Below are 25590 nucleotides of genomic sequence, written 5' to 3'. Positions count from 1 at the left end.
TCATCCCCCAGCCACCAGGCATCGGTGCGCAGTTTGTAGGGTAACGCTCTCATGCCGAAACCCTCTGGCCTCGGCTCAGGCGCAGCGCGCCCAAAGCCATCAGCATTATCAGTCCGAAAATCGTTTGCGGCTCGGGTGTCGAAGACCCGCTGAACGCTGTTTTGGGATATGCTGCTGGGCCAACGCTCGCCACCTGCGGCAAGGCCACCGGCTTGGCATCTGCTGGCGCGTCGTCGGGGTTTACGACCATTTTTGAAACCGCAACAAAAGAGGTGAACTGCGTCTGAAGGTTGAATTTCAGCCCAAGATCGGTGATTTGCGCTTCAATCTTTCTGGGATCGCCAGCCTGCACCGCCATGGCGCGGTCAAGATCCGCGATTTTGGAACGTGCCCAGGTCAGTGGGATCGCAGTGCCCTGATGCGTATCACTTTCTGGACCGGATTCTGTTGGCAGGACTGTCGAGAGTGGCATCTGTGCTTTTCTACCTTGCACCAGGCCATTGATCGTGATGTCCGCAGGCCCGCCACCTTCGTACCGAGCCAAAACCCGAATTGAGCCGCCATCGAACAGGTCGGGAATATGTTGTGGCACCACTTCGGTGACATTCAACCCGCCCCAATCAATGGATACATCCGTCAGCACCGGCGATTTCAGATCCCGGGCCAGTGTGTCTGCGACATCCGAGGCGTGCTGGGTCGGATCAACGTAGCGGGCATAACCGCGCCCTTCTTCGGCCATCGCGTCCAACAGATAGCGATTTACTGCAGTACCCACGCCAAAGGCATAGATACGCGCATCGCCGATCTGTTGCCGGATTGTGCGCAACACGCGGGATTCCTGCCCAATATACCCATCGCTAAGGAAGACGACGATGCGCAAAGTGTCGGCAGGTTGCCGCGTTGCAAAGGCATGACGGATTGCGTTGTCGATTTCTGTACCACCCCCGGCGCGCAGACTGTGCACGTAGCGGAAACCGGACTGGATGTTACCGCGTGTGGCAGGAACGGCTTGGGACGCGAACTCGGACGCGCTCGAGGAAAACCGGATCACGCGGAAATAATCCTCGGGGCGCAGGCCTTTCAACGCGGCCTCCATAAACCGCTTGCTGGCATCCAAAGGCGCGCCGCCCATAGATCCCGAGGTGTCCAGCACAAAGACCAGCTCTCGTGCAGATATCTGATCCGACTGCGGGATTTTTGGCGGCTCAACCAGCACCGATACAAAGCCACCCCGGTCATCATGGTGGGCCAGCACTCCGGCTGTCGTCTCATCACCACCAAGTGTGTAGCGCAGAACAAGATCGCGGTTGTCGATCACCCGCCCGTGCTTAAAAGAGGCGCTGATTACCCCCTCCGACTCCTGGACTTGTAGATCATGCGTGGCGCTTGTCAGATTGGAAACGGGAACTGCACCGCGCAGATTGAGGTTCAGCGAGACCCGCGCGGGTTCAATTGTATCGGGGTTCGTCAGGCGCGGAACCAGAGGGTATTGCGGTAGCTCGGAAACCGTCCAGCCATCGACTTCGGTTACGGTAGAAGTGACCTGTTCTTCACTATGGAAATCAGCCAACTCAACGCCCTGAGACGTTTGGTCAAAATTCACCGCCCCTTGATATCGCGGCCCGACGATCAGAGGGAGTACCAGCTCATAAGCTTCGTCTATCTTAGGGACGGCCTGCACATAACTCAGCGTCACGGTAATCGGCTGCCCCGGCATCAGATTGGCGACGTTCTGCGTGAACATGTTGGGACGATGCTGGGTCAAAAGAGCAGCGGCTTTGCCCTCTTGCTTTGCTGTCTCAAAGGTTTGTTCGGCCTCGTGCTTTTGTTGGATCTGCGCCTCAATCACTTCGTCGCCCACCTGCATCTGCATCGCGTAGACGGCGGCTTTTTGGTTGAGGGGGAACAGATACTCCGCCGACATCGGATCGTCCGAAGGGTTTATGAACACCTGCCGCACCTGAACGGTTGCCATATCGCCCTGAATATCAACGGAAAGGTCCGATTTCAGCAAGGGCAGATCCAATGGACCAGCCACTCCGCTGCCGATCAATCGACCCGCGATGTCGTCTTTCGGCTGGGTGTACGCAGCCGCGGGGAATAGCAGAAAAATAAAAGCAAAATACCGTATCATATGTCCGTTCCTTTGATGGTGTGAATGTCGAGCGCAGCAATCGCAGCAGCGTCGAGTTGGGCGCGCAAGCTCGTGTCCAAGGCCCATGGGGTGATCCTTTGCACGCTGCTCCAGGTGCCGCCGGACCCGTTCAGCCAGCGCCAGATCGCTTCGCCCACGCTGGGTGTGACTTGCCCGTTTTGTGCGACGTAGCTGACCGCAACCAGCCATTGGTCCCCGTCCGGGCCGGTGGCACGGTAGTAGGCGCTGGGCACGCCGTCATAGCGTGTGCCCAGAAACCGAACCTTGTAGCCAAGACCCCGCAGGCAGATTTCAGGGGCGTGCAGATGTCGCAGCGGCGCGCGCGTGCTGACCACATTCAGCCCCAGTGGACCGAATTGAGCCTTTTGCGCGTGTCCGCCATAGGCTTCGAAATAATAAGCTTCCATCTGTGTCAGGGGCACTTTCTGCCCCAGATATCCTTGGATTTGTGCGGGCAGATTCGGGGTTACGACACTGCCTGAAACATCCACTGGGTTTGCCTTGAGAGACACGATCGCAATGCTGCCGATCAGGCATGCAAACCCTGCCAGTGCCCTGATGGGTTTGGGCAGAATGAACTGCTTGGGATGTGCGCGGCTTTTGTGCGTGTTTCTGCTGCGGGGCCGATAAAACAAGGCAAAAGGCGCAACTGTCAGGCTAAGGGTCACCAGCCCGATAAGGCTGTGCCAAGGCTCGGCCATAACATCCAGACCACGTGCAAGCCCAATCGCCAGCAGCGAAATGCGCAGGCTATTGCCCAAGGTGGCGCATCCGATCACGGCCAACAGGCTAAGGCCACCGACATGCCATCGCGGGCGCATAACTGCGTTTTGCGTAACCACGAAGGCCAGCGACAGCAAAAGCCCCGAGGCTCCGGAACACGGCAAATCCACCAGAATGTCTCTCTGTTCCAAGGTGATGCGTACGCCGTCGCAGACAACATTCGAGAACAGTGCACTGAGCATGTGGCAGGACAGTTCCGCGGAAACCATCTGCAACGGGAACCCAAGTGTGCGTTGCAAGACCATTTCGGTCGGTAAGGAAAACAAGAACAGCGTGGCCATCCAAAACGGCGACAGCGCAAAAGGGCGCCGATTCAGCTGCAGCAACCCGACCAGCGCAAAAACATCCAAAGCAAGCGCAAGAGCGCTGAGAATATTGATCGCCAAAACCTGCCCCAGAAACCGGATCAAAGCCGCCAAGAGCAACAAGGCAATCGCTGGAACGTCAGAGCCTGCCTCTTTCCGGCGGCCGCTTAGCAAGCTCATCCCGGCCAGGCCCAAAATCAGTAGGACATAGACATACCCAAAAGACCCATAAGCCGGGCTAAGCCAGCTTCGAACAAGCCATTGCAAAGGTTGCGCGGCCAGAATTGCAGAGGCAATCGCGAAGGCGCCCCATGCCAGCGTATCTGCGGTCAAGTGTTTCATGCCGCCAGAAGTGACGGGTGAATGCGCAGTTCCCCTGCCCAAGATGTGCAGATTTTGATGAGGTCCTCTTAGCTGAGGTCCTTGCCGCGATTGTTATCTAGGCTGAAATACAAGGTTGCGGACCAGCCTATTAGCCAATGCGTCAAATCTTGAATTAAGTGAACTGTATGGCGTATCGCAAAACGCCACTATTTGCCGTTTTTGATTCGAGTTCAGGTTCTTTCAAGGTGCTGCTGTGTTTAGGCGCTGCCTGTCCGAATTGACTGAGCGTTTGCTCTGTTGCACGTCGCCTCTTGGGTCAGTTGTGCTTTGATCCATCAGGTCGACGATCTCAGTACGAATTTCCAGATCTGCCATAACGCCTTCAACCAGGGGCCTTGTCAGCTCTGCCAGGCAGGGTCGCGCACCAGCATTCACGTTGTCATGTTCTCGCAGGATCGCGCGGCACATGACACCGGGAACAAAAGGACCGTGCCCCTTTTCCGCGATCAGCTTCCATTTTCGGGTCAGGCTCTGCCCGGCGCGCTTGCCGGAAACACTTACCTGCATACCGCCTCGGTCACTCCCGAAGGGATAAAGCGCTTTTGAAAGAACGTAGAGCGCAGAATAGGCAATGTCCGGTAATTCAAAGTGCCCGTACTGCCTGAGTTTAGCCAGCAGATGTAATGCCCAGTTCATCAACGGAAGTTCCAGACCTGCACGAAACATGACGCTCTTCGCGCCTGTCTTTTCCGGCAGCAGTGCGATGTCGGGAACTTCGACGCTGTATCCGGCGCGCCTCATACCCGGTTCCAACTCATACAACTTGCGATCTGTCCATCCGCTAGTTGTTTGCCAGGCACCATTGCGCCACACCTGATGCCGCCGTCCGACACCGCTGACAATACTCTTGATAACGGACATGCCTCGCGGTGCCCGGTTACCTGGCAGGATAGCGATGTCGATAACATCAACTTCATCCAGATCTTCGATCAAATCTTCGACGATACAGGAAGACAGACCGGGTACGCTGGATGCACCGGAAAGGGCAAAAACACCTGCGGTTGTTGCTTCGGTGTTCAAAGCAGCAATACCCTTCGTGAACGTGGCGCTGTCCGACAGATCAAGATAGTGGCAGCCATGAGCGATACAGAGTTTCGGGACTTTATACGGATCATCACCATAGTGTTGGAACGGTCCTGCCGCATCAATCACAACGTCTGGCTTAACCTTGAAAACAGCCTCTGGTGCTTTGCCAATGTCCAACTTTAGGGTTTGCGCCCCGAGGTTCTGAGCCAGAGAGCGGCCCTTTTCAGGGCGTCGCCCGGCCAGCCAAAGCTGATGCCCATCACGTGCCAGCAATCGGGCAGTCAGGGATCCGAAAACACCGTATCCGCCGATAATCACGACCTTCATGACGGGACACTCCCGATAACCTCAGCATCATGAAAGGTCGCGTCCTGCCAGATCAGCTGACCAAAAAGCGGATGCACCAGTTCCAAAGTGAACCGGAACTGCCCACCCCCAAGTTCTTCGTGGCCGACCACAAGCCCCCCAGGACAGACCCACCGTGGCAGAGGCAGTCGGTTTTGCCCCAGTTTCAGGAAGTAACGGTCGCTGACGAAATAGAGACCGTTCGCTGTGCTTTCGAGCTTTAGCGAGATGCCGATCCCAAAGCCGATATATTCTTCCAATCCGGTTGGCCCGGCAAAGCGTTTTGAGCTGCCGACCATCTGTGGAAACCCGGCCGCCCGACCATATTGCCGGATCCAAAATTGCCCGCCCGTTGCCGCATCTTCGGTGACGGTGACCACGGCGGATCGACCGACCGAGGTGCGATCAAACGGCAGCGGTGCCCCGATCACGCGCAAGGCAAAGGCCAGCGCGCGCCCTGCGGGGTTCATCCGCATTTGGGTCACGCGGCCCTGATAGGCAAGGCTGGCATCACCCAGCAGACGCTTGCTGAACCGGCGCTGAATTGCTTTGGGCAGGCGAGACCATGCCGAAGCCCCCAGCAAGTTCTTGAACCGATCATCCAGACTGCTGACCGCATCGGGTTGCGGTTGAGCCGGCTTCGGGCCTGGCGGCGCTATCTTTTTGCTAATTTCGATCATTCTGTTTTTTCCGTCAAAAGGGAAATTACGGGACAAATTTTTAGCTGCTTTTTTTGCCTCCGGTGAAGCTGAGCAGGGAAACGACTTTGGTTCCCATTTTCATCAACATTACCAGTTTCGGACGGGGCACCGTAAGCATATCGCTGAACCACGTATCGGCGGTGGCCAGAAATTCTTGCATGTCCTGCATGCGCCGCAACGCTGTTGGGTCAAGACTGCTTTCGGTTTCAGCCTGGGCCACGCACGCGCGCAGGGCTTGTGTCGCCGGATCAATCTCGCGTTCCTTGCGCCCTTGGGCGATGCGGATCCCCATTTCCCAGACATCCACTTCGGCCTCATAATGCTCGCGCCGGTCGCCTGGCACCGGAATGCGGCGAATGAGGCGCCAGCTCACCAATTCTTTGAGCGAGTTGGACACGTTGGATCGCGCAATACCCAACGACTCGGCGATCTGCTCGGCATTAAGGGGTTTGGAGCTAAGGTAAAGCAGCGCGTGAATCTGCGCCACAGAGCGATTGACGCCCCATTGATTGCCCATATCACCCCAATAAAGAATGAACTGGCTTGCAGCGTCTGATTTCGTTATGTCATAAATTTCTGTCATGACAGAAATATCAGATAAGATAGAGCGAAAATCAAGACCTTTGTTGATTCAATGACACCTAATTTCGTGCTGACGCGATGGCCCAATGTCCAAAGGCGATCGAACAGCTGATTTAATGAGATTTCTCCTCATAGCATTCATGCAGCCGTTCAGCGTTAAAACCTGCGCCGGTAAATCTCAGGAATATGTATCGCAGCCATCAACAAGAAATGACACGGAAAGCAACCGACATGGGCGTCGAAGAGCTGCATCAAGTGATCTTGAACGATAGGGTCAGCCGAGCAAAAAAATAACATGTGCATGCACCAGAACGCTCGCCTGATCAGATCGACCGGCTAGGAGCACACGCGGGTGACACGCTATCTGTGCAAGATTTGACGCGTTTCAAAACAGCCAGCCGACAGTAGTCTTGGGTGCAAGGCACACAACTTGATCTGACATTTTCGCCCTTCTGGTGCGCAAGCAAGGCGAGGCGATCAATGACAAGCGTTCTGGAAAAGACCATCGATCCGAAACTCGGGTTGCTGGAATTGGTCGGGCAGGCCAGCAGTGTTTCGCAGACCTATGAAGTAATGGGATACCGCCGGGAAATTTTTTATCCGGTTCAAGGCGCTCCCAATGCTCAAATTGTACTTTGTCAGGGTAGCGAGGTTTGAGCGCGACGCGACAATAGAGGATGACATTCGGGCGTTCGGCTTTGGCAGAAATATCCCCGCCGACTTCCTTTGCTATCCTGGGGTACAAGCGGCGGATATGTCGACCACCTTGCTGACGGCGGAAAGAGAAGTTGGTTGGACGCTGGCGGAATTCAGGATGTGCACCGAAATGAAAAAACCTGTTGATGACGAAGCGATGCGACTGCAGGCAAAACTGATCTCAAACATTGGCTTTACCGAAACATAGTTCGGATCCGGAGTTGAGCAGCCATACCCGGAAATCGCCAGGTCGAAACGGTACCGTCCGACGGTGAATATTCCGCCTTGGGTTTCGTATACGGCCTCGGATCGCCCAAGTTACTCGAGCTGAATTATGACGGCTTCAAAATCCTGATCGCTTGTGACCCTGGTGTGGTGACCCTTTCCCACCTTGTCTTCCATGTGCCACACGTCGCCGGGGCCGATGTCACGATAGTTTCCATCGCTTGCAGTGACGCGGATTGTGCCTGCAAGGCATATCAGCCTTTGCGCCACCGGGGTCGGATGGATAGGCTCGTTCCAACCGGATCGAAGCCGCAGGAACATTGTCTGTTTGACACGCTCTGGCTCGGATACCTCGATGGCCTGCGCGGGCGGGGCGAAACTCCGTTCCTCGAGGTTGACGTCAATGTCATCCCAATGGCTTTCGCCAGCAGCATCGGCATAAAGCTTGCAATACTTCACGGTGAACGTCCTTTCAGCTTTTCGCAGCGGTAAACCTAAGAATGATCGGTCGCGTTAGTCGTTACTTGCGGGCTTAAAGCTGTGACCCGATCGGTAAAATACTCAGAAAACCAGAGACGATGTGATCCCAGACCGACCCCGTGGGCTCGGAATCGTATTCCAGTCTTTCCCCGTCCGCTCCTCGTGTTCTCCATTTAAGCTGGCCTGCGCGTTCCAACGTCACCTGGTAGGTGTAGGCGGGCAGGGCCGCGTCCAATGCACCCATCGTTTGAACGGCCATCGCGGGAGAGTCGATCAGAATGCCCATTTCGGTATTGATGTTCACAGACCGCGGGTCCCAATTGAATGAGCCAACAAAGAGGTAACGGTCGTCGATGGCAAAAGCCTTGGAATGCAGGCCGGATCGGGATTGTGCCCAGTTGATACCGCGACGCTGAACCTGATAGGCGTCTGGCCGCAATTCATAAAGCTCAACCCCACCGCGCAGCAACGCCCTGCGTTTCTTGGCGTAATGCGCATAGACCGGCACGACGTCGTTCGACCCTAAGGAATTGGTCACGACCTTGACGTCCACACCGCGATTTTCCAACTCGGTCATCCATCGGACGCCATTGTTGCGCGGCACGAAATAGGCCGAGATGATATTTACCTCGCTGCGGGCAATTTCAAAATACGGCAGCAATTGCGATGCAAGAATGGGGTCGGACGTTTCAACGCCCGCAGCTTTTGAAGGCGGGTCCGCATACAAACGCGCGGGGACCCAATTCAGCCGCAGCGCGCCGTCGGCAAAATTCTCTTGCGCGGATTTCCTGAGCGCAGCGCCGTACTGGGTCTGTTTTGCTTCCTCCACCAGCTCATTCAGCCTTGCGCGCGCATCGTTCAGGTCAAACGAATCCGGTTGTCCAACAACCACGCGTGCGGGAACGGCAAATTCACTGTTCCAATAAGAGTCAAAGCTCTGGGAAACTTCAGTCACGACTGGGCCTGCCGCCAGCACGTCCAGATCGGCATAGTTCATTTCTTCCCGGGCCAGGAAATATTCGGCCCCAATGTTGCGCCCCCCGACGATCGTGAAGATGTTGTCTGCGGTCATGGATTTATTGTGCATCCGGCGATTGATGCGTTTGAAGTCTGTCAGACCCGCAATCAGCAGGCTTTGATCCCGCCAAAAGGGATTGAACAGCCGGATCTCGATATTCTCGTGATAGTCCAGCGCTGCGGTCATAGCGTCGTAGCTGGACGTGTCCATGTCATCCAAAAGCAGCCGGACACGAACGCCCCTGTCTGCCGCCTGCAAAAGGCTGGCCGCAAACAGGTGGCCCGTGGGGTCATTGTGCAAAAGGTAGTACTGCGCGTCGATGGTATGCTCGGCCGCAGCGGCCAGCAAAAGCCTTGAAACCAGCGCTTGTTCCCCATCACTGATCAGTTTTACCCCGGACCGCCCATCCTTGGGATCGCCAAGCCGGTTGGCCGCGCGCACCAGGGCGCTGTTTGCGGGGGTCGCAAAGGACGACGAAACAGATTTTTCATAGCTGCGCGTTTTGGGGGCGCATGCAGCAAGAGCCAGCGTACTGCACAGACAAACCACGATAGCCCATGGCTTCATCGACATTCTCCCCCCCCGTTCCATCTCAGGTGACTACGCTTGTAGGGGTGATTGCAAGTTTGTTTCCGGATTCGCCGGGCCGTTTCCCAAGCCTGTGTTGTTTGGGCGAGACCCTAGAAGGTCCGGGCAGCGGTGTTCGCTGACCGCGTCGTTTTCAATTGAGGACGGAGTCTCGGATACCAAAGCTGGAGGAGTGTCGCGGGTTCTTGCAGGTCCGATAGGCCCCCTATTCTGATCATAAAGCACCTAACTGAGACATGGAACCGTCCCACAGATGGGCGACAAGCATCAGGTTCGGGGTTTGCGGCTCAGCAACCCGTATTTCATGGCCCAGGATCGGAATGAACGACGTTTGCGTTTTTCTGATTTCACTGCGCGCGTGGACTGTGCGCCGCCTTGCCGATTGAATTCGAACACATCAATCACCCTCTCGGCACAGCCGCAGGCTTCACCCATGCCAACTTTGGCAAAGTAGAACTTCTCGAAACTTTCCGGGTTTTTCATGACAAATCTCCTGACACGATTGAACCCGTTTCGGGGTAAAATACCAAATCACATTCGGGATGGTCGCTGAAAACGTCATCGCGACCGAGTGTTTCCAAAATACAAGTCCTCAGAATTCATGGCCGCGAATTCGTTGTTTTAGTTTTTCGTAAACAAAGACTGGGTTACGATCTGTCAAACGCATTGCGCGTCGATAACGATGTGCTTGGCAGTCGACAAAAACCGACAGGCGAACCCGCGATTGAAAAGACTTGTTGCGTACACATCGTTTTTGATCTGGAGTTTCGCCCAGCCTGCCACCGCGCAAAACCTTGATCCAGACGCCTCTGAAGCCGCCGCCCGCGCCGCGCTTGCGGTGCTGAGCGTCGCGGCCACACCGAACGAAACACTATCGTCCCTGTCCTTTCTGAGCGCATCTGGTGACGCGAGAAATCTGCGGTCCACGCAGCTGCGCGGCGGATTCAAACCGTTGGGCAATGGCCTTTATCTGGAAGGACAGTTTGCCTATCAGAACTATAACCCGCTGGTGATTTTTCCCGAGATTGGGTCTGATACCGAGCTGGATGTTACATGGTCAAGTATCGCCGCGACCCTTGGCGTCGGGTGGGAGCTTCCGCTTACCAATAACTGGTACATCCGGCCAGTTGCGCATCTGTCGCTTGGCCATGTCACCACGGATGCGGTGTTTTCCAATTTTCCGCTGTTTCCGTCCCGTTCGAACGGGGCAGGCGCAGTGGACGGTAACCTTAACGCCTTTGGTGTCGGGGCGTCCCTGAGCGTCTTTCGCGAGGCACAATTCGGCCGTTGGGAGGCCGAGTACAGGTTACGTCAGACGTTTTTAGAGTTCTATCCGATAAACGAACCGCAAGCGGGGGATGCCCGCGCAAATTCGAACCAGACGACGTTGTTTTCGCGCTACCGTTATCCACTTGATAAGGTCAAGCTGCTGGGCCGTCCGTCCAAGTTGGTTTTGGATGGGGGCGTTGTGCTTTACCACGGCGACAGCGCGATGGTGTTGGATACGGATTGGCTGGCGACGGTCGGTGTCGGAATTGAGGTCGATACCACAAAGATTGGGCTGCCCGCCGTCGAGGGCGCGCGCGTCATGCTGAACGGCGTTATCGCCGATTCATTTTCCGGGTTTTCAGTTGGGTTTGGGGTGCGGTTCTGAACCAGCCACCAAAGGAAAAGGGCGCAGAAAACCTGCGCCCTTCATACTGCTCTGGTTCTTGCCTGGATTATTTCCAGCCGGCTTCGTTAAAGATCTTTTGTGCTGTCGGCAGGTTTTCGGCGACGTCGGACAGGACGACCTCATCCGCTTTGAACTCACCCAGCGATTTCACCGAGTCCGCCAGTGCGACGCCTTCAACCGCGGGGAATTCGTCATTCCCGGCGGAAAAATATTGCTGGGCGCTGTCGCTTGCCAAATATTCGAGGAAGAGAACGGCATTCTCTTTGTTCGGTGCATTTGCGGCAACACCTGCACCGGACAGGTTCATATGCGCGCCATAGCTGTCCTGGTTCGGGAAGACCCAACCGATTGCGTCGATATCGGCCGAAACACCTTTGACATCTTTGCGGATTGCACGGGCAAAGTAATAGGTGTTTGAAACCGCGATGTCGCATTCGCCGGATACGATACCCCGCAGCTGATCGGTGTCACCGCCCTGTGGTTCACGGGCCATGTTGGCCACGATGCCTTCGGCCCATGCCTTGGCGGCCTCTGGGCCTTCATGGGTGACGATCGAAGCCAACAGGGTCTGGTTATACGTATTGCTGGACGACCGGATGCAGACCTGACCCTTGTATTCGGGCTTGGCAAGATCGGCATATGTCGCCGGCGGGTTGGCGACGTTTTCCTTGTCGAAGAAAATAATGCGGCCACGCTGCGAGAAGCCGAACCATTCATTGTCGCTATCCTGAAGGTTGTTCGGGATGCGCTCTTCCAGAACGGCGCTTTCGATCGGTTGCAAAATGCCTGCATTCTTGGCCCGTGAAAGGCGCGAGGTGTCGACGGTCAGCAAAATGTCCGCGGGCGAGTTCGCGCCTTCGGCTTCCATCCGCGCGATCAGCTCATCGGCTTTGCCTTCGATGCGGTTGATGGTGATGCCGGTGGCCTTTTCGAAATCACTGTACAGGTTTTCGTCGGTGTCATAGTGGCGCGAGGAATAGAGGTTCAACTCACCCTCAGCAGCGGCAGAAGTGGCGATCATGGCCGACAATGCGGCGGCGAAGCAGGTAGAGGATTTGAGCATCATAACTCCCAACATTGAAATGTGCGGCGTAGTAATCCGACTGAAATTGTCAATTAAACGATTCCCAAGGGGATGCAAGGAAATCCGACAAAATTAGTTGGTCAACTGGTCGCTGTTTTGTTCCGCGTATTTTCAGGTTGCCCTGATGTGGCATCATATCTATTGACAAAATGTAATAACATAACGATAATTTGTACGCGGTATCAGAGGTTTTTCGCCCAAATGATGCGCCTTTTCACCTGAGTCCTTCAAATAGGTAGACACCCAATGACCGACACCCGCCTTCCCGTAACTGTTCTGTCCGGATTTCTTGGCGCAGGCAAAACGACATTGTTGAACCGCGTTCTGAACAACCGGGACGGCCGTCGCGTTGCCGTGATCGTCAACGATATGTCCGAAGTGAACATCGACGCTGACTTGGTGCGCGCCGACACTGAACTATCCCGCACGGATGAGACGCTGGTTGAGATGTCAAATGGCTGCATCTGCTGTACCCTTCGCGACGATCTGCTGGACGAAGTTCGGCGATTGGCCGGCGAAGGTCGCTTTGACTATCTGCTAATCGAGTCCACCGGGATTTCTGAGCCATTGCCTGTCGCCGCGACGTTTGATTTCCGGGATGAGGCCGGCGCAAGCCTGTCGGATGTCTCGCGCTTGGACACAATGGTCACGGTGGTCGATGCGGTTAACCTGTTGGAAGACTTCTCTAGCCACGATTTTCTGGCCGATCGCGGAGAAACGCTCGGAGAAGAGGATGTACGCACGCTGGTCCATCTGCTGACCGATCAGATCGAATTTGCTGACGTGGTTATTCTCAACAAGATCGCGGATGCCGGAGCAGAAAGAGTAGACGCCGCGCGGAAAATCATTCGAAGCTTGAACGCTGACGCAAGGATTATCGAAACGAACCACTCGGACGTGGCAGCCGATGAAATCCTGGATACCGGCCTGTTCGATTTCGAAAAGGCGCATGAACATCCGATGTGGGCCAAAGAACTGCATGGTTTCGCGGATCATGTGCCCGAAACTGAAGAGTATGGCGTTACCAGCTATGTATACCGCGCGCGACAACCCTTTGTGCCAGAGAAAATTCTGACGATCCTGAATGGCGATCTGCCGGGCGTCATCCGTGCAAAGGGGCATTTCTGGATCGCGACGCGCCCCGATTGGGTTGCCGAATTCTCATTGGCCGGTGCGCTGTCCTCGGTACAGCCACTTGGTACCTGGTGGGCGACAGTACCCGAAGAACGCAGACCAGATCACGAAAGCGCGCGGGCCTATATGCAAGCGCATTGGCAAGAGCCTTGGGGTGACCGCCGGCAAGAGATCGTTTTCATTGGCAGCGGAATAGATTGGCCCGTGCTCAAAGCCCGGCTGGATTCGGCGTTGGTTCCGGCCGCAGCCACGGGACGCCTAGAAGATCTTCCCGATCTGCCCGACCCATTCCCAGTTTGGCGTCGGTCAGAGGCTGCAGCATGAATTTGGTGCGTGAAGTCGTCAAAGATGCCGCAATAGGTGCCGGCATAGCAGAAACGCCCGAGGACTTGTCGGTCATTCACAACCCCGGTTGCGCCGCAGCTATTTGGCGGCGCGACCCCTTGCCAGGCTTTCAGAGCTGGATCAACAAGTTGGATCCCGCACGCCTGCCCAAAGCGCGCGTGATCCTGCGCCCCGAGACAGTGCGCAGCGCGATGGTTGAGCTGGGCGAGGCGCATGGTACGCCCGAAGGTCTGGAACGTGACTTGTTGTTGGATGACGTTGCCGCGATGGCAACTTTGTTTGCTGGTCTTATGGAATCAAAATGGCTTCGCCTGCGTTTGGATGTGGTAACCACAAATGCCTGCCGCAGGTTTCACATCGACGCAGTCACGTCGCGTTTGGTCTGCACCTATCGAGGGACTGGAACACAATACGGTATTTCGAACGATGGTAACGAGCCGAAACGTGTTTTCACTGTACCAACAGGTGCGCCTATACTGTTGCGCGGAACGCTTTGGCCGGAGAGTCCGAAGTCCGGGCTTTTGCATCGTTCGCCACCAATCGAGGGAACAGGTGAAACACGGCTGGTGCTTGTTCTTGATCCTGTGGCGGACCCGGATAATGAACCCGACCATCTGTTCGCCCACTGATTTACGGGTTTGCCTTTGACCGTTCCGGTCTTTTTTGCGCATCAATCGTTCGAACAAAAAAAACCGCGCTGAGAAGCGCGGTTTTTCTTTAACGGTATGTGCAGTTCTTAGCCCTGGCGAGCTTTGAACTTGCGCTGCGTCTTGTTGATCACGTAGACGCGGCCTTTGCGACGCACAACACGGCAATCACGGTGCCGGTTCTTGAGCGAGCGGAGCGAGTTCTTGACCTTCATGGGTCTGTCTCCAATCTGCGGCGCCTTCATCAAGGACGTGGCCAGCGCCTGGGTTTGCGGGTGTCCCGGGTCAGACCCGAAACAGTGAATAGATGGTGGGCGGTACAAGGATCGAACTTGTGACCCCTTCGATGTCAACGAAGTGCTCTACCGCTGAGCTAACCGCCCACTTAACCTTTGCGGTGCCCTGCCCCATAACGAAATGGGGCGCGGAACCCCGCGCCGGTAGCGGGGTCTATAAAAGGAGTCGCAAAGGGGTTCAAGGGGTTTGGTAGAACTATTTTCCGGTCTATGTTCAATGCGAACAAGGAGTCACCATGAAGAACGCTGCTTACGTATTGGATATGCCCGTCAAGCGCACGTCTTGCGTTGTTTTTTCTTCTCCTCACAGTGGCCGGAACTACCCTGAAGCGATGCTGAACCGGACGGTTCTGAGCCAGAATGTGATTCGATCTTCGGAAGATGCATTCGTGGATCAGTTGTTTTCCGCAGCGACTGACCATGGTGCGCCTCTAATATCCGCAACAAAATCAAGGGCCTATCTGGATCTTAACCGCAGTGCTGAGGAGCTGGACCCGGCTTTAATCCAGGGCGCGCGCCGCCACGGCCATAACCCGCGTGTCGCTTCGGGGCTGGGCGTGATTCCCAGGGTCGTCGCCAATGGGCGCGCAATCTATCGCGGGAAGCTGACGATGGATGAGGCGCGTCTGCGCATCGACACCTGCTGGCGTCCTTATCATGCGCGTCTCAAGTCGCTGCTGGCCGAATCGCACGCGGCTTTTGGTCAGGCCATTTTGATTGATTGCCATTCGATGCCGCATGAAGCGGTTTCGATGGCCAGTACGACCACGTCCCAGCGCCCGCAGATCGTGTTGGGTGACAGATTTGGCGCTTCGGCTTCGACCGAGATTGTGGACCGGATCGAATCCGCGTTTGCCTCGGCGGGTCTGATCGTGGCGCGCAACGCGCCCTTCGCCGGCGCATACGTTACGCAGACCTACGGGCGGCCAGGGCGCAATCAGCACGCTATCCAGATTGAGATCGACCGATCTCTGTATATGGATGAGGTCAAAATCGCGCCGAACGGCAATTTCGCAGCGTTTCAGGACATGTTGCGGCAGGTCATACGGGAAATCTCGGGTATTGGCCGCGATCCGTTGCGTCTGGCCGCCGAGTAACCTCAGCGCAAAGCCCGGCCTTTGACAATCGCATCCGTTCCGAATCTGCGCCGGATTTCATCCGTTGCGCGTTCCGCCTGAGACCGCCTTGATGCGTCGGGATCCAAAAGGTCCCCCGAGATGTCCGCCTGATCTTCGGGGCACAGATCGGATATTCCGCAACCCAACAGACGATATGGCCCTTTGTCGCCGACCTGATCGAATAGCCCACGTGCGGTGCGGTAGATGCGGTCTGCGATCTGCGTGGCGTCCCGCAACGAGACACGTCGGGTGATGACCTTGTGGTTTGCTTGTTTAAGTTTCAGGGTTACGACCCGTCCGGCCAGCCCTTTGGCTTTGGCGCGATCCGCAACTTTTTCGGACATGCGCCACAGATGCCCATCAAGGATGTCCAGGCTGGCTGTATCCTCGAAAAACGTGGTTTCGTTGCTGATCGACTTCATTGGCTCGTGCGAAGACACGCGCCGTTTGTCCTGACCGCGCGCCAGATGCCATAGCCGATACCCCATAGATCCGAAGCGGGCTGTCAGTGCCTCCTGATCCCAGCGTAATAAATCCGAGAAGGCGCGGATGCCGGCACGATCCAGCGATTCCTGTGCCGCCGGGCCGATACCCCAGATCAGGCGCACCGGTTTGTCATACAGAAACTCGGCGGTCTCAGCTTCTCCAATAACTGAAAACCCACGCGGCTTGTCCAGATCTGAGGCGACTTTGGCTAGAAACTTGTTGTGCGACAGACCGATCGAGCCTGTTACACCTAGTTCGTCTTTCATCCGCTTAACCAGCCTTGCCAGCATGGCCGCAGGTGGCGCGCCATGCAGTCGCTGCGTACCGGACAGATCCATGAATGCTTCGTCCAGTGACAGCGGTTCGATCACAGGGGTCAATTCGTCCATCATGGCTCTGATCTGGCGTGACACCTCGGCGTAGACCGACATGCGAGGCTTGATGACAACGGCGTCCGGGCACAGTTGCAAGGCTTTGAACATTGGCATCGCAGAGCGGACGCCGCGAATACGCGCCACATAACAAGCGGTCGAGACGACACCGCGTTTGCCGCCTCCGATGATCACCGGTTTGTCGGCCAGATCGGGATTGTCCCGCTTTTCAACCGAGGCATAGAATGCGTCGCAATCCATATGCGCGATGGACAGATCGAACAGCTCGGGGTGCGTCTTGATCCGCGGGCTGCCGCAGGAAGGGCAGCGCGCTTCCTGTTCCAGAATCGAAAAGCAGTCGCGGCATAAAGCGGGCATTACATTTACATCTCAGTTTTATGCGCTTTGTCATATCAGGCGTTACTGGCTAAAATTTATCTGGTCGGGCAGCAAAGAGAAAGCGCTCATGCAATTCACGGGGGCGAAGGTCGCACTGTTTCTTGGATCGGACCTGTTGGTGATTCAACGGGACGACAAGAAGGACATTCCATTCCCGGGCTATTTCGACTTTCCCGGCGGTGGGCGCGAAGGGGCAGAAACGCCGCTGCAATGTGTCAGGCGCGAAACACTGGAAGAAGTCGGTCTGCACCTCGCCAAGGCTGATTTTGTCTGGTCGCGCATGTATGGGCAAAACTGGTTCTTCGCAGCACACCGGCCACCTAGCGACGTCAACCTGATTAGGTTTGGCGATGAGGGGCAGGGATGGTGTTTGATGTCGCCGGACATTTACCTTGAGAATGCATTGGCGGTGCCGAATTTCGCGATCCGCCTACGTGACTACTTGGTCCAAGGTAGGCCGTCTTTTGACATGTGAGGTTTTCAGAAGAAGACCCCCCGCGATTGGCGGGGGGAGGTGACGGACCTCAGGAAGAGATGGTCCGCGGGGAGTATCACGTCTCCAGAATCGCGCAAATTCCGGGATTTAGATAGGATCCAGATCACACAGCGAAAACTCGCATATCTCATGTGTGTTTTGGGGCACAGGGACGATTTGGCGCGGAAATGGCAAAAAGTGACGTAAGGTCAACTGCTTGAGTCGCAGAAATCGACAGTAATTGCCTGCGCGGACGCGGCCATCCGGCATCAAACCCTAAAAATTTTAACCTGCAAGGCGTCGAGAATTAAGCCCTGTTCGGTGCTTTTGCCTGCGATGAGGCCAATTCGGCAAGGATTGCCTCGGCAGCAGCTTTAGGGTCGTCAGCCTGATAGACAGGTCGGCCCACGACGATGTGGTCCACGCCATCTGCGACGGCATTTGCGGGTGTAGCAACGCGTTTCTGATCGCCAAGCGCGGCACCTGCGGGGCGGACGCCAGGGGTCACGATCAGACGACCTTCGGCCTGGGGCAGGGCACGGATTAGCGCGGCTTCTTGCGGGCTGGCGATGACGCCGTCGGCACCAGCCTCAAGCGCGCGTGCAGCGCGTTCGACAACCAGATCCTGAACGTCGCCCTCTTTCAGAAGGCTGGCATCCAGGTCGTCGCGGTTCAGCGAGGTCAGGATGGTAACGGCCAAAATCTTGAGGTCTTTGCCAGCGGCCCCTTCTTTCGCGGCCTGAACCACATGCGGATCACCATGCACCGTCAGGAAATCCAGATCGAATTGCGCCAGCCCGCGAACGGCGTTTTCGACGGTGTTGCCGATATCGAACAGCTTCATGTCTAGAAAGATGCGCTTGCCGTGTTCCTGTTTCAGTTCATTGGCCAATGCCAGCCCGCCACCGGTCAGCATGCCCAGCCCGATCTTGTAGAAGGAAACGCTGTCGCCCAGTTGTTCGGCCATGGCCAGCCCCTGCAGAGCGTTGGGAACATCTAGGGCTACGATCAGGCGATCATCGGACATGGGGCAGGCTCCTTTTTGGCAAACGTCTGCGTCCTAGCGGTTTCGGGCGGCTGTGTCCATGCAGGGCGCGCGGGTGATCGAGATCACGCAGCTTTGGACCAACTGTGATATGGTGCCCACCATCCACAAGAATTTTCGATGGGGGAACTATGAAACAGGTTTTTGGAGTTGGGATTATTCTGATCTTGGTGGGATGTCAGGATATGCCACTAGAAAATGAGGCGGCAGATACGGTCATCAAATCTCCGACCAATGAAAATTTGCGGTTGGTGGGGGGGTACCGTTCGACCGACGATGACTGCCAATTGACGGGTGAGACGTCGTTTACGGTCAATTTTCTGGATGATGCAGCAGACCTTGTTTCCTGCCCGACGGGCAGCGACGCCGCGGAATCGCTGGTGGACATGTACGCCGCGCGCGAGGTTGCGCAGACCGGAGGCTACACCGTCTATTCCATACCTCGACGATAAGTCTGAAATTGCGCGCCAGCCTCTTGAATGAACAAAGATATTTCCCAGATTGAATGTGAGGCCCAGACCGACGCGTGCCGCCAAGCGGGCGCATCACATTCAGGGCGCTTAGGAAAAGGAGAATACTATGGACTTGAACAAGTTCACCGAGCGGGCACGGGGATTCGTGCAGGCGGCGCAGACGATTGCGCTGCGCGAGGGGCACCAGCGACTGATGCCCGAACATCTTTTGAAAGCATTGATGGATGACGATCAGGGGCTGGCCAGCAACCTGATCACGCGCGCCGGCGGCGCGCCGACCCGCGTGGTCGAAGCGCTGGACGCCGCGCTGTTTAAGATTCCGAAGGTCAGCGGTGATGCGAGCCAGATTTACATGGATGGCCAGACCGCCAAGGTTTTTGCAGAAGCCGAGAAAATCGCGACCAAAGCAAGCGACAGCTTTGTGCCCGTCGAGCGCGTGTTGATGGCGCTATGCATGGTGAAATCCAAAGCCAAGGATGCTTTGGACGCTGGTGCCGTATCCGCTCAGAAACTGAACGAAGCGATCAACGACATCCGCAAGGGTCGCACCGCTGACACCGCATCGGCGGAAGAAGGCTATGACGCGCTCAAGAAATACGCGCGTGACCTGACCGAAGCCGCAGCTGAGGGCAAGATCGATCCGATCATCGGGCGCGATGAAGAAATCCGCCGCTCGATGCAGGTTCTGTCGCGTCGCACCAAGAACAACCCGGTTCTGATCGGGGAGCCCGGCGTGGGTAAAACCGCGATTGCCGAGGGCATGGCCCTTCGCATCATCAACGGTGACGTGCCGGAGTCGTTGAAAGATAAAAAGCTGCTTGCGCTCGATATGGGTGCGCTGATCGCCGGTGCGAAATATCGCGGTGAGTTCGAAGAACGCCTCAAGGCCGTTCTAACCGAGGTCACCGAGGCGGCCGGTGAAATCATCCTGTTCATCGACGAGATGCACACGCTGGTCGGTGCCGGGAAGTCCGATGGCGCGATGGACGCTGCGAACTTGATCAAGCCCGCGCTTGCGCGAGGTGAGCTGCATTGCATCGGCGCGACCACGCTGGATGAGTATCGCAAATACGTGGAAAAAGACGCGGCCCTTGCGCGCCGGTTCCAGCCGGTTGTGGTACAGGAGCCGACTGTCGAGGACACGATCAGCATCCTGCGCGGCATCAAGGAAAAGTACGAGCTACACCACGGTGTGCGCATCTCGGACTCGGCGTTGGTATCTGCAGCGACCCTGTCGCATCGCTACATCACTGATCGCTTTCTGCCCGACAAGGCAATCGACCTAGTCGATGAAGCGTCGGCTCGCTTGCGGATGGAAGTGGACAGTAAGCCCGAGGAACTCGATCAACTGGATCGCCAGATTCTGCAGATGCAGATCGAGGAACAGGCGCTGAAGCTCGAAGATGATGCGGCCTCAAAGGACCGTCTGGAAACCTTGCAAAAGGATCTGGCCGATCTGCAGGAGAAATCTGCCGAGATGACCGCCCAGTGGCAGGCTGAACGCGACAAGCTTGCTGGCGCGCGCGATCTGAAAGAGCAGCTCGACAAGGCACGCGCTGATCTGGAGATCGCCAAGCGTGAAGGCAACCTCGCCAAAGCGGGTGAGCTGTCCTATGGCGTCATCCCCGAGCTTGAGAAAAAGCTGACCGAGGCCGAGAACGCTGAAAGCAGCCAGATGATGGCCGAGGAAACGGTGCGTCCGGAACAGATCGCTTCGGTGGTCGAACGCTGGACTGGTATCCCGACCTCGAAGATGCTGGAAGGCGAGCGCGAGAAGCTGCTGCGGATGGAAGACGATCTGCATTCCCGTGTGATCGGTCAGGATGCGGCGGTCACCGCTGTGGCCAATGCTGTACGTCGTGCGCGTGCGGGCCTGAACGACGAAGGTCGGCCGCTTGGCTCGTTCCTGTTCCTCGGGCCGACCGGCGTGGGCAAAACCGAATTGACCAAGGCCGTGGCGAACTTCCTTTTCGACGATGACAACGCGATGGTCCGCATCGACATGTCTGAGTTCATGGAAAAACACGCGGTCGCTCGTTTGATCGGTGCCCCTCCGGGCTATGTTGGCTATGACGAAGGCGGAGTGCTGACCGAAGCCGTGCGGCGCAGGCCCTATCAGGTCGTGCTGTTCGATGAGGTCGAAAAGGCGCACCCGGATGTGTTCAACGTGCTGTTGCAGGTTCTGGATGATGGCGTTCTGACCGATGGTCAGGGCCGTACCGTGGACTTCAAGCAGACGTTGATCATCCTGACGTCGAACCTCGGCTCTCAGGCGCTGAGCCAGTTGCCCGAAGGTGCGGACAGCGCGCAAGCCAAGCGTGATGTGATGGACGCGGTCCGGGCGCATTTCCGGCCCGAGTTCCTGAACCGTCTGGACGAGACGATCATCTTTGACCGGCTTAAGCGGGAAGACATGGATGGCATTGTCGATATTCAGATGGCGCGTTTGCAGAAACGCTTGGCCGCCCGCAAGATCGAGCTGGTCTTGGATGGCGCCGCCAAGGAATGGCTTGCCGACGAGGGCTATGACCCGGTCTTCGGTGCCCGTCCGCTCAAGCGGGTGATCCAGCGCGCCTTGCAAAACCCGCTGGCCGAGGCGTTGCTTGCTGGTGAGATCAAGGACGGAGAAACCGTCCCTGTAACCGCCGGACCCGATGGCCTGATCATTGGCGATCGGCTGGGCACGTCCGAGCGTCCGCGCCCAGATGATGCCGTGGTGCACTAAACCGAACAAAGGCCCGCTTAATTGGCGGGCCTTTTTTTATTTGCGATTGTAGCCCTAAAACTATGCTGTTCAGGCAGGTCGCAACCGAACCAGAGAAAATGAGGAGGCGTCCAGAGCGTTCATCGGAAAATCCATTGTCTCTGGACCCAACCCCAGCTCGGCCAGATAGCTTTCGGTCCCTTTGCGCCCAAATATATGCTCAAGCACAGAAAACCCTTGTTGGGTCGCGTAGGTGCCAACCTCATCTGGCGAGATGTTGAAACGAAATGGTTCACCGACCCCGGCCACGGCCTTCCCAATACTATCGACTTCTTGTTGTGCCTGCGACGCTGCCGCGGTAGAAGCGTAGGTCGTCAGAAATCGCGTTTCCTTCGCGCCATTTGACCGGATCATTGCGTATACGTCTGCAACTTCGGGCGGCGCTACATATTCCAGCGAAACCTCGGCAATAAAGACTGTGCCCATTTCGTGATCGTAGCCGAGGGACTGCAACTTATCGAGAGTTGCCTCACGGGAGAAATCAACTGCGGTGTATTGAACGTTCGGCGGTACGCCAAAATTGGCACTGACCAACGACCGCTTGGCTTCGATGGTTTCGGGGCGGTCGACCTCGAACACCGGAATGTGTCTGTGACTGTTGGACAGCCTCAGACCCAGCGTATCGAGGCCCGCGCCAAGCACAACGATCTGACGTGCACCATTCTTGATCGCAGTAAGCGCGCGGCTTTGCATGAACGTCTTGCGCCACAGGACCGACGCGACAAGGCGACGAGCCACCGAGCGATCATCGGCGAATTTAAGCACGGCGTCCCAATCGGTTGCCTGGTCCAGGACCTCGGGCCCTTCCACTGACCCGTTTCGAAATAGCTGTTCGGCAAATGGGTCGTAGAATACGCGTCGGTATGTCGGGTTACGGTTTACCAATGCGCAAAAGGCGCAAACCCCAAGGGCGGTGCGGCTTAGTCCGGGAATTGAGCTTTGCGGAACATAAAACATATGAAACTCACCGTGGTTGCATTCACAGGAACAGAGTTTGAATACCCTGACAACCAGCAGAGTTCAGATCACCCCGTCAATGTAGCCGGCTTTCGGGAAATTGAGCCCGCCAGGCAGGCGGGCCACTTCATTAAATCATCGCGAAAATACGCGCAGGTCCTCCGGTGCCACCGGCGTGTTTCGGGGCACCAATCACAATCGTCGCGCCAGCGGCCGGCACACGATCCAAGCCTGCGATATTCTCAATTCCGAAACGGCCCGTGGGCAGCCATGCATAGTGAGTTGCGAAGTCGGTTGAGATGCCGTGGTCGAGGGACAGCGTGTCTGATGCAATAGAGCGCGCGCCGGTCTCTTCGATCAACATCATTGCGGCTTCGGGGTGGAAGCCGGGGTAATGTTGTGCCTGACCGTCGAAACCGCGATAGGCGTCGCTGTCGGCTTTGGCGGCCCAACCGGAATACAAGGCCACGCAAGCGCCATCAGGAATATCGCCGTTGGCAGACATCCACGCCTTCAGATCATCCGGGGTTAGCAGCGTATCAGCATCCTCGGCGGCCCGGGCCGCGATGTCGACGACGCATAGCGGCGCGACAAGATCAGAGACCGGGATTTCATCCACCGAGGCACCGTCCGCCGAAAAGTGCAGTGGCGCGTCGATATGGGTGCCCGTGTGTTCATTGACCGTCAGGCGCTGTAGGTTAAAGCCGTGTTCGCCGAAATTGAAAACCTGTTCGGACGCATACCCCGGCTCACCAAAAAAAGTTGGGAAATCGGCGCTGAGCGTGTGGGTCATGTCCTCAACTTTGCCCACGCCAGCGGCCAGGGCAATTGGTGCACTGGCTCCAGTGGCGGCAACGGCCACACCAGTGGCGGCGGCGGCTTTGAAGAACCCTCTTCTAGACAGCATACGGTCTTTGACCGCGTTCATCACGCAGATGTCACACATTCGTCTTCTCCCTTTAGTCTTGCCCGACAATCGGGTGGACAGCGGATCTAAGGGCCTGTTGGCCAATCCTGGCAACAAGACTGCAAGTTGCGTGAAGCAGTTGTAAAGATTGAAGGTCCGGGTATTCCGCCTGAATTGGGCGTTGCGAGTTCAACTTGGCGTGACAGGTGCTAACGGTTTTGGCGCAATTCACCCTCGAGGATGTCTGAGGTGGTTTGGTATGGACTTGGCGTGAATCGTTACAGTCTCGTCTCCCAATCGTGACGCATGTTGCCTTGGTGGTGTGGTATCAGCGGATTATCTGGAATCTCAGGCTAGCTTACCAAGGAGACTTAAATGGCGCATCGCTGGACCAATACACTGACACATGCCGACGTCACGCCACAGGCGGCGTTTTTGAATCGGCGGCAGGTGATGGCCGGCCTGGCGGGTGTAGGATTGGCGGGGCTGGCCAGACCGGCAGCGGCGCAGGAAGCACTTGAATCTAACACCTGGGAAGAGATCACCTCGTACAATAACTACTACGAATTCGGGACCCGCAAGGAAGATCCCGCAAGATATGCGCATACCCTGGTGACCGAACCCTGGAGCGTCACGATCGACGGTCTGGTCGACAAACCGGGTGAATATGACTTCAAGGACATCATGTCCGAAATGACGGTCGAAGAGCGTATCTACAGATTCCGCTGTGTCGAGGCCTGGTCGATGGTCGTCCCGTGGAATGGCTTTGAACTGGCGGACCTTCTGAATATGGCTGGCGTACAAGAAGGTGCCAAGTATGTGGCCTTTGAAACGGCATACCGACCCGATGAGATGCCGGGCGTTCAGTTCCCGATCCTCGAATGGCCATACCGGGAAGGCTTGCGCCTGGATGAGGCGATGCACCCGCTGACTATTATGGCGACTGGTATCTACGACAAACCTATCCCGAACCAAAATGGCGCGCCGCTGCGTCTGGTGGTGCCGTGGAAGTACGGTTTCAAGTCTATCAAGTCTATTGTTCGCATCACCGTTTCGGATGTCGAGCCGCCCACCAGTTGGAACATGTCTGCCCCGCGCGAGTATGGCTTCTATAGTAACGTGAACCCCAACGTGGATCATCCGCGCTGGTCGCAGGCCTCGGAACGTCAGATTGGCGGCGGTCTCTTTGCCAAGCGTATCCCGACGCTGATGTTCAACGGTTACGAAGAAGAGGTCAGCGGACTTTACGACGGTATGGATCTGAAGGAATTCTACTAAGACCATGCAGACGCTGAATCAGATATTGCGCCGCATTCCGGTGTGGCTGGTCTACTTGCTGGGGGCGCTTCCAGCGCCCTGGCTGTTTTACCAGGGGCTGACCGGCGGTCTGGGCGTGGATCCGATTGAGGCGTTGGAGCACCGGTACGGCGAACTCGCACTTCAGCTGTTGATCGTCGTATTGGCAATATCGCCGCTGCGGCGGTTTTTTGGGCTGAACCTGCTCAAGTTCCGCCGGGCGCTGGGCGTGCTGACCTTTGCCTATGTCAGCCTGCATCTTTTGGTGTGGCTGGTGTTGGACGTGCAGCTTCCCAGCCAGATCTGGGCGGATATCTTGAAGCGTCCCTATATTACCGTCGGCATGGCAGCGTTTATCCTGATGATCCCGCTGGCGGTAACATCAAACAACCTGTCCCTGCGCAAATTGGGGGCCCGTTGGCGCATCCTGCAGCGGCTTGTCTTTCCCGCCGCGATTCTGGGCGGGCTGCACTATGTCATGCTTGCCAAGGGATTTCAGATCGAACCGCTGGTCTACCTGTCTCTGATCGTTAGCCTGATCATGCTGCGTATTCCGGTTTCCGGCCTGCTGACTCGGTTCCGCGCGGCCGATTCCGCCTGACTCGGTACCGAGTCTGTGGGTAACTCTGTCTAATACTCCAGATTCGCTGCCAGCCACTCTGTCGATCGCTTTGTTTGGAATGGTCGTCGCTTGATAATATATTGTTTTTATGCAATAAATTAAGAAAATTCGGTTTTTTGTAAGTTTGTCTAATTTTCTGCTTGCGGACTTATGCGGTTATACTTAGAACCCCCTTCACCGGCGCTGCTGAGGCGCTTGGGACACACTG

Annotated in this window: 25 protein-coding genes and 1 tRNA gene; 11 read left to right on the top strand and 15 right to left on the bottom strand. The window is 56.5% G+C overall.

Features of this window, described 5'->3' with window-relative positions:
* Positions 1-49: 49 nt before the first annotated feature.
* The 5 genes from AC2FJE_RS21270 to AC2FJE_RS21250 form a co-directional block, all read right to left on the bottom strand.
* A complete protein-coding gene (locus AC2FJE_RS21270) occupies positions 50-2134 on the bottom strand; it encodes a VIT and vWA domain-containing protein (protein ID WP_496761464.1) in 2085 nt (694 codons plus the stop codon).
* On the bottom strand, positions 2131-3585 hold the full coding sequence (xrtT, locus tag AC2FJE_RS21265; RefSeq protein ID WP_496761463.1) for an exosortase T: 1455 nt from the start codon (positions 3583-3585) through the stop codon (positions 2131-2133). The genes AC2FJE_RS21270 and xrtT overlap by 4 nt, the downstream gene beginning before the upstream one ends.
* Before the next feature lie 222 nt (positions 3586-3807).
* A complete protein-coding gene (locus tag AC2FJE_RS21260; protein WP_496758209.1) occupies positions 3808-4980 on the bottom strand; it encodes a saccharopine dehydrogenase family protein in 1173 nt (390 codons plus the stop codon).
* Positions 4977-5678, bottom strand: coding sequence for a DUF4166 domain-containing protein (locus AC2FJE_RS21255; protein ID WP_282171022.1), 702 nt, complete (start codon positions 5676-5678; stop codon positions 4977-4979). The genes AC2FJE_RS21260 and AC2FJE_RS21255 overlap by 4 nt, the downstream gene beginning before the upstream one ends.
* 40 nt (positions 5679-5718) lie before the next feature.
* Positions 5719-6282 (bottom strand): GbsR/MarR family transcriptional regulator, encoded by a 564-nt coding sequence (locus tag AC2FJE_RS21250; RefSeq protein WP_113790432.1) that lies wholly within the window; start codon positions 6280-6282, stop codon positions 5719-5721.
* 479 nt (positions 6283-6761) lie between these two features.
* Here AC2FJE_RS21250 and AC2FJE_RS21245 point away from each other — a divergent pair, with 479 nt between their 5' ends.
* Together AC2FJE_RS21245 and AC2FJE_RS21240 are read left to right on the top strand one after the other, a co-directional pair.
* Complete coding sequence (locus AC2FJE_RS21245; protein ID WP_282171021.1) at positions 6762-6938, top strand: hypothetical protein; 177 nt, start codon at positions 6762-6764, stop codon at positions 6936-6938.
* A gap of 97 nt (positions 6939-7035) precedes the next feature.
* Positions 7036-7185, top strand: a complete 150-nt coding sequence (locus tag AC2FJE_RS21240) for a hypothetical protein (RefSeq protein ID WP_282171020.1) — start codon at positions 7036-7038, stop codon at positions 7183-7185.
* A gap of 110 nt (positions 7186-7295) precedes the next feature.
* Here the strand turns inward: AC2FJE_RS21240 and AC2FJE_RS21235 are convergent, their stop codons facing one another.
* From AC2FJE_RS21235 to AC2FJE_RS21225, 3 genes are all read right to left on the bottom strand, one after another.
* Positions 7296-7661, bottom strand: coding sequence for a cupin domain-containing protein (locus tag AC2FJE_RS21235; protein WP_282171019.1), 366 nt, complete (start codon positions 7659-7661; stop codon positions 7296-7298).
* Between the two features lie 73 nt (positions 7662-7734).
* Positions 7735-9267 (bottom strand): phospholipase D family protein, encoded by a 1533-nt coding sequence (locus AC2FJE_RS21230; protein WP_496758239.1) that lies wholly within the window; start codon positions 9265-9267, stop codon positions 7735-7737.
* A 288-nt stretch (positions 9268-9555) separates the two neighbouring features.
* On the bottom strand, positions 9556-9771 hold the full coding sequence (locus AC2FJE_RS21225) for a hypothetical protein (protein ID WP_108861834.1): 216 nt from the start codon (positions 9769-9771) through the stop codon (positions 9556-9558).
* A 241-nt stretch (positions 9772-10012) separates the two neighbouring features.
* Between AC2FJE_RS21225 and AC2FJE_RS21220 the strand changes: the two genes are divergently transcribed.
* On the top strand, positions 10013-10942 hold the full coding sequence (locus tag AC2FJE_RS21220) for an autotransporter domain-containing protein (protein WP_222424386.1): 930 nt from the start codon (positions 10013-10015) through the stop codon (positions 10940-10942).
* 67 nt (positions 10943-11009) lie between these two features.
* On the opposite strand, the gene AC2FJE_RS21215 is transcribed toward AC2FJE_RS21220, so the two are convergent.
* Positions 11010-12026 carry a Fe(3+) ABC transporter substrate-binding protein gene (locus AC2FJE_RS21215; RefSeq protein ID WP_496758241.1) on the bottom strand — a complete coding sequence of 339 codons (1017 nt, stop codon included), beginning with the start codon at positions 12024-12026 and terminating at the stop codon, positions 11010-11012.
* A gap of 267 nt (positions 12027-12293) precedes the next feature.
* Here AC2FJE_RS21215 and AC2FJE_RS21210 point away from each other — a divergent pair, with 267 nt between their 5' ends.
* Both AC2FJE_RS21210 and AC2FJE_RS21205 read left to right on the top strand, forming a co-directional pair.
* Positions 12294-13505 carry a GTP-binding protein gene (locus AC2FJE_RS21210; protein WP_496761462.1) on the top strand — a complete coding sequence of 404 codons (1212 nt, stop codon included), beginning with the start codon at positions 12294-12296 and terminating at the stop codon, positions 13503-13505.
* Positions 13502-14155 (top strand): DUF1826 domain-containing protein, encoded by a 654-nt coding sequence (locus AC2FJE_RS21205; RefSeq protein ID WP_496758245.1) that lies wholly within the window; start codon positions 13502-13504, stop codon positions 14153-14155. The genes AC2FJE_RS21210 and AC2FJE_RS21205 overlap by 4 nt, the downstream gene beginning before the upstream one ends.
* A gap of 107 nt (positions 14156-14262) precedes the next feature.
* Here the strand turns inward: AC2FJE_RS21205 and ykgO are convergent, their stop codons facing one another.
* Together ykgO and AC2FJE_RS21195 are read right to left on the bottom strand one after the other, a co-directional pair.
* On the bottom strand, positions 14263-14388 hold the full coding sequence (gene ykgO / locus AC2FJE_RS21200; RefSeq protein WP_005648635.1) for a type B 50S ribosomal protein L36: 126 nt from the start codon (positions 14386-14388) through the stop codon (positions 14263-14265).
* A gap of 93 nt (positions 14389-14481) precedes the next feature.
* Positions 14482-14556: transfer RNA gene (locus tag AC2FJE_RS21195), tRNA-Val, on the bottom strand.
* A 149-nt stretch (positions 14557-14705) separates the two neighbouring features.
* On the opposite strand from AC2FJE_RS21195, the gene AC2FJE_RS21190 reads away from it, so the two are divergent.
* Positions 14706-15566, top strand: a complete 861-nt coding sequence (locus AC2FJE_RS21190) for an N-formylglutamate amidohydrolase (protein WP_496699870.1) — start codon at positions 14706-14708, stop codon at positions 15564-15566.
* Between the two features lie 2 nt (positions 15567-15568).
* Here the strand turns inward: AC2FJE_RS21190 and AC2FJE_RS21185 are convergent, their stop codons facing one another.
* Positions 15569-16822 (bottom strand): DNA polymerase IV, encoded by a 1254-nt coding sequence (locus tag AC2FJE_RS21185; protein ID WP_496705722.1) that lies wholly within the window; start codon positions 16820-16822, stop codon positions 15569-15571.
* A gap of 88 nt (positions 16823-16910) precedes the next feature.
* On the opposite strand from AC2FJE_RS21185, the gene AC2FJE_RS21180 reads away from it, so the two are divergent.
* The gene (locus AC2FJE_RS21180; RefSeq protein WP_058271371.1) at positions 16911-17318 is read left to right on the top strand and encodes an NUDIX domain-containing protein; all 408 of its coding nucleotides are present in this window, start codon (positions 16911-16913) and stop codon (positions 17316-17318) included.
* 307 nt (positions 17319-17625) lie between these two features.
* Here AC2FJE_RS21180 and pyrF read toward each other — a convergent pair whose 3' ends face one another.
* A complete protein-coding gene (gene pyrF / locus AC2FJE_RS21175) occupies positions 17626-18345 on the bottom strand; it encodes an orotidine-5'-phosphate decarboxylase (RefSeq protein WP_496699867.1) in 720 nt (239 codons plus the stop codon).
* Positions 18346-18494: 149 nt separating this feature from the next.
* On the opposite strand from pyrF, the gene AC2FJE_RS21170 reads away from it, so the two are divergent.
* Together AC2FJE_RS21170 and clpB are read left to right on the top strand one after the other, a co-directional pair.
* Entirely contained in the window at positions 18495-18815 is a 321-nt protein-coding gene (locus AC2FJE_RS21170) for a hypothetical protein (protein ID WP_058278562.1), read from the top strand.
* Between the two features lie 127 nt (positions 18816-18942).
* Positions 18943-21561, top strand: coding sequence for an ATP-dependent chaperone ClpB (gene clpB / locus AC2FJE_RS21165; RefSeq protein WP_496758249.1), 2619 nt, complete (start codon positions 18943-18945; stop codon positions 21559-21561).
* A 69-nt stretch (positions 21562-21630) separates the two neighbouring features.
* Here the strand turns inward: clpB and AC2FJE_RS21160 are convergent, their stop codons facing one another.
* Together AC2FJE_RS21160 and AC2FJE_RS21155 are read right to left on the bottom strand one after the other, a co-directional pair.
* Complete coding sequence (locus AC2FJE_RS21160; RefSeq protein WP_496758251.1) at positions 21631-22557, bottom strand: class I SAM-dependent methyltransferase; 927 nt, start codon at positions 22555-22557, stop codon at positions 21631-21633.
* A 130-nt stretch (positions 22558-22687) separates the two neighbouring features.
* On the bottom strand, positions 22688-23503 hold the full coding sequence (locus tag AC2FJE_RS21155; RefSeq protein ID WP_058278565.1) for a cyclase family protein: 816 nt from the start codon (positions 23501-23503) through the stop codon (positions 22688-22690).
* Positions 23504-23839: 336 nt separating this feature from the next.
* Here AC2FJE_RS21155 and msrP point away from each other — a divergent pair, with 336 nt between their 5' ends.
* The gene (msrP, locus tag AC2FJE_RS21150; RefSeq protein WP_058278566.1) at positions 23840-24742 is read left to right on the top strand and encodes a protein-methionine-sulfoxide reductase catalytic subunit MsrP; all 903 of its coding nucleotides are present in this window, start codon (positions 23840-23842) and stop codon (positions 24740-24742) included.
* A gap of 4 nt (positions 24743-24746) precedes the next feature.
* Complete coding sequence (msrQ, locus tag AC2FJE_RS21145; protein WP_496758258.1) at positions 24747-25361, top strand: protein-methionine-sulfoxide reductase heme-binding subunit MsrQ; 615 nt, start codon at positions 24747-24749, stop codon at positions 25359-25361.
* The last annotated feature ends 229 nt before the right edge of the window (positions 25362-25590 follow it).

The organism is Ruegeria sp. CDSC002, from assembly GCF_059610905.1.
Note: the sequence above shows the minus strand (reverse complement) of the source record. Positions and strands in the feature narration are given on the sequence as shown.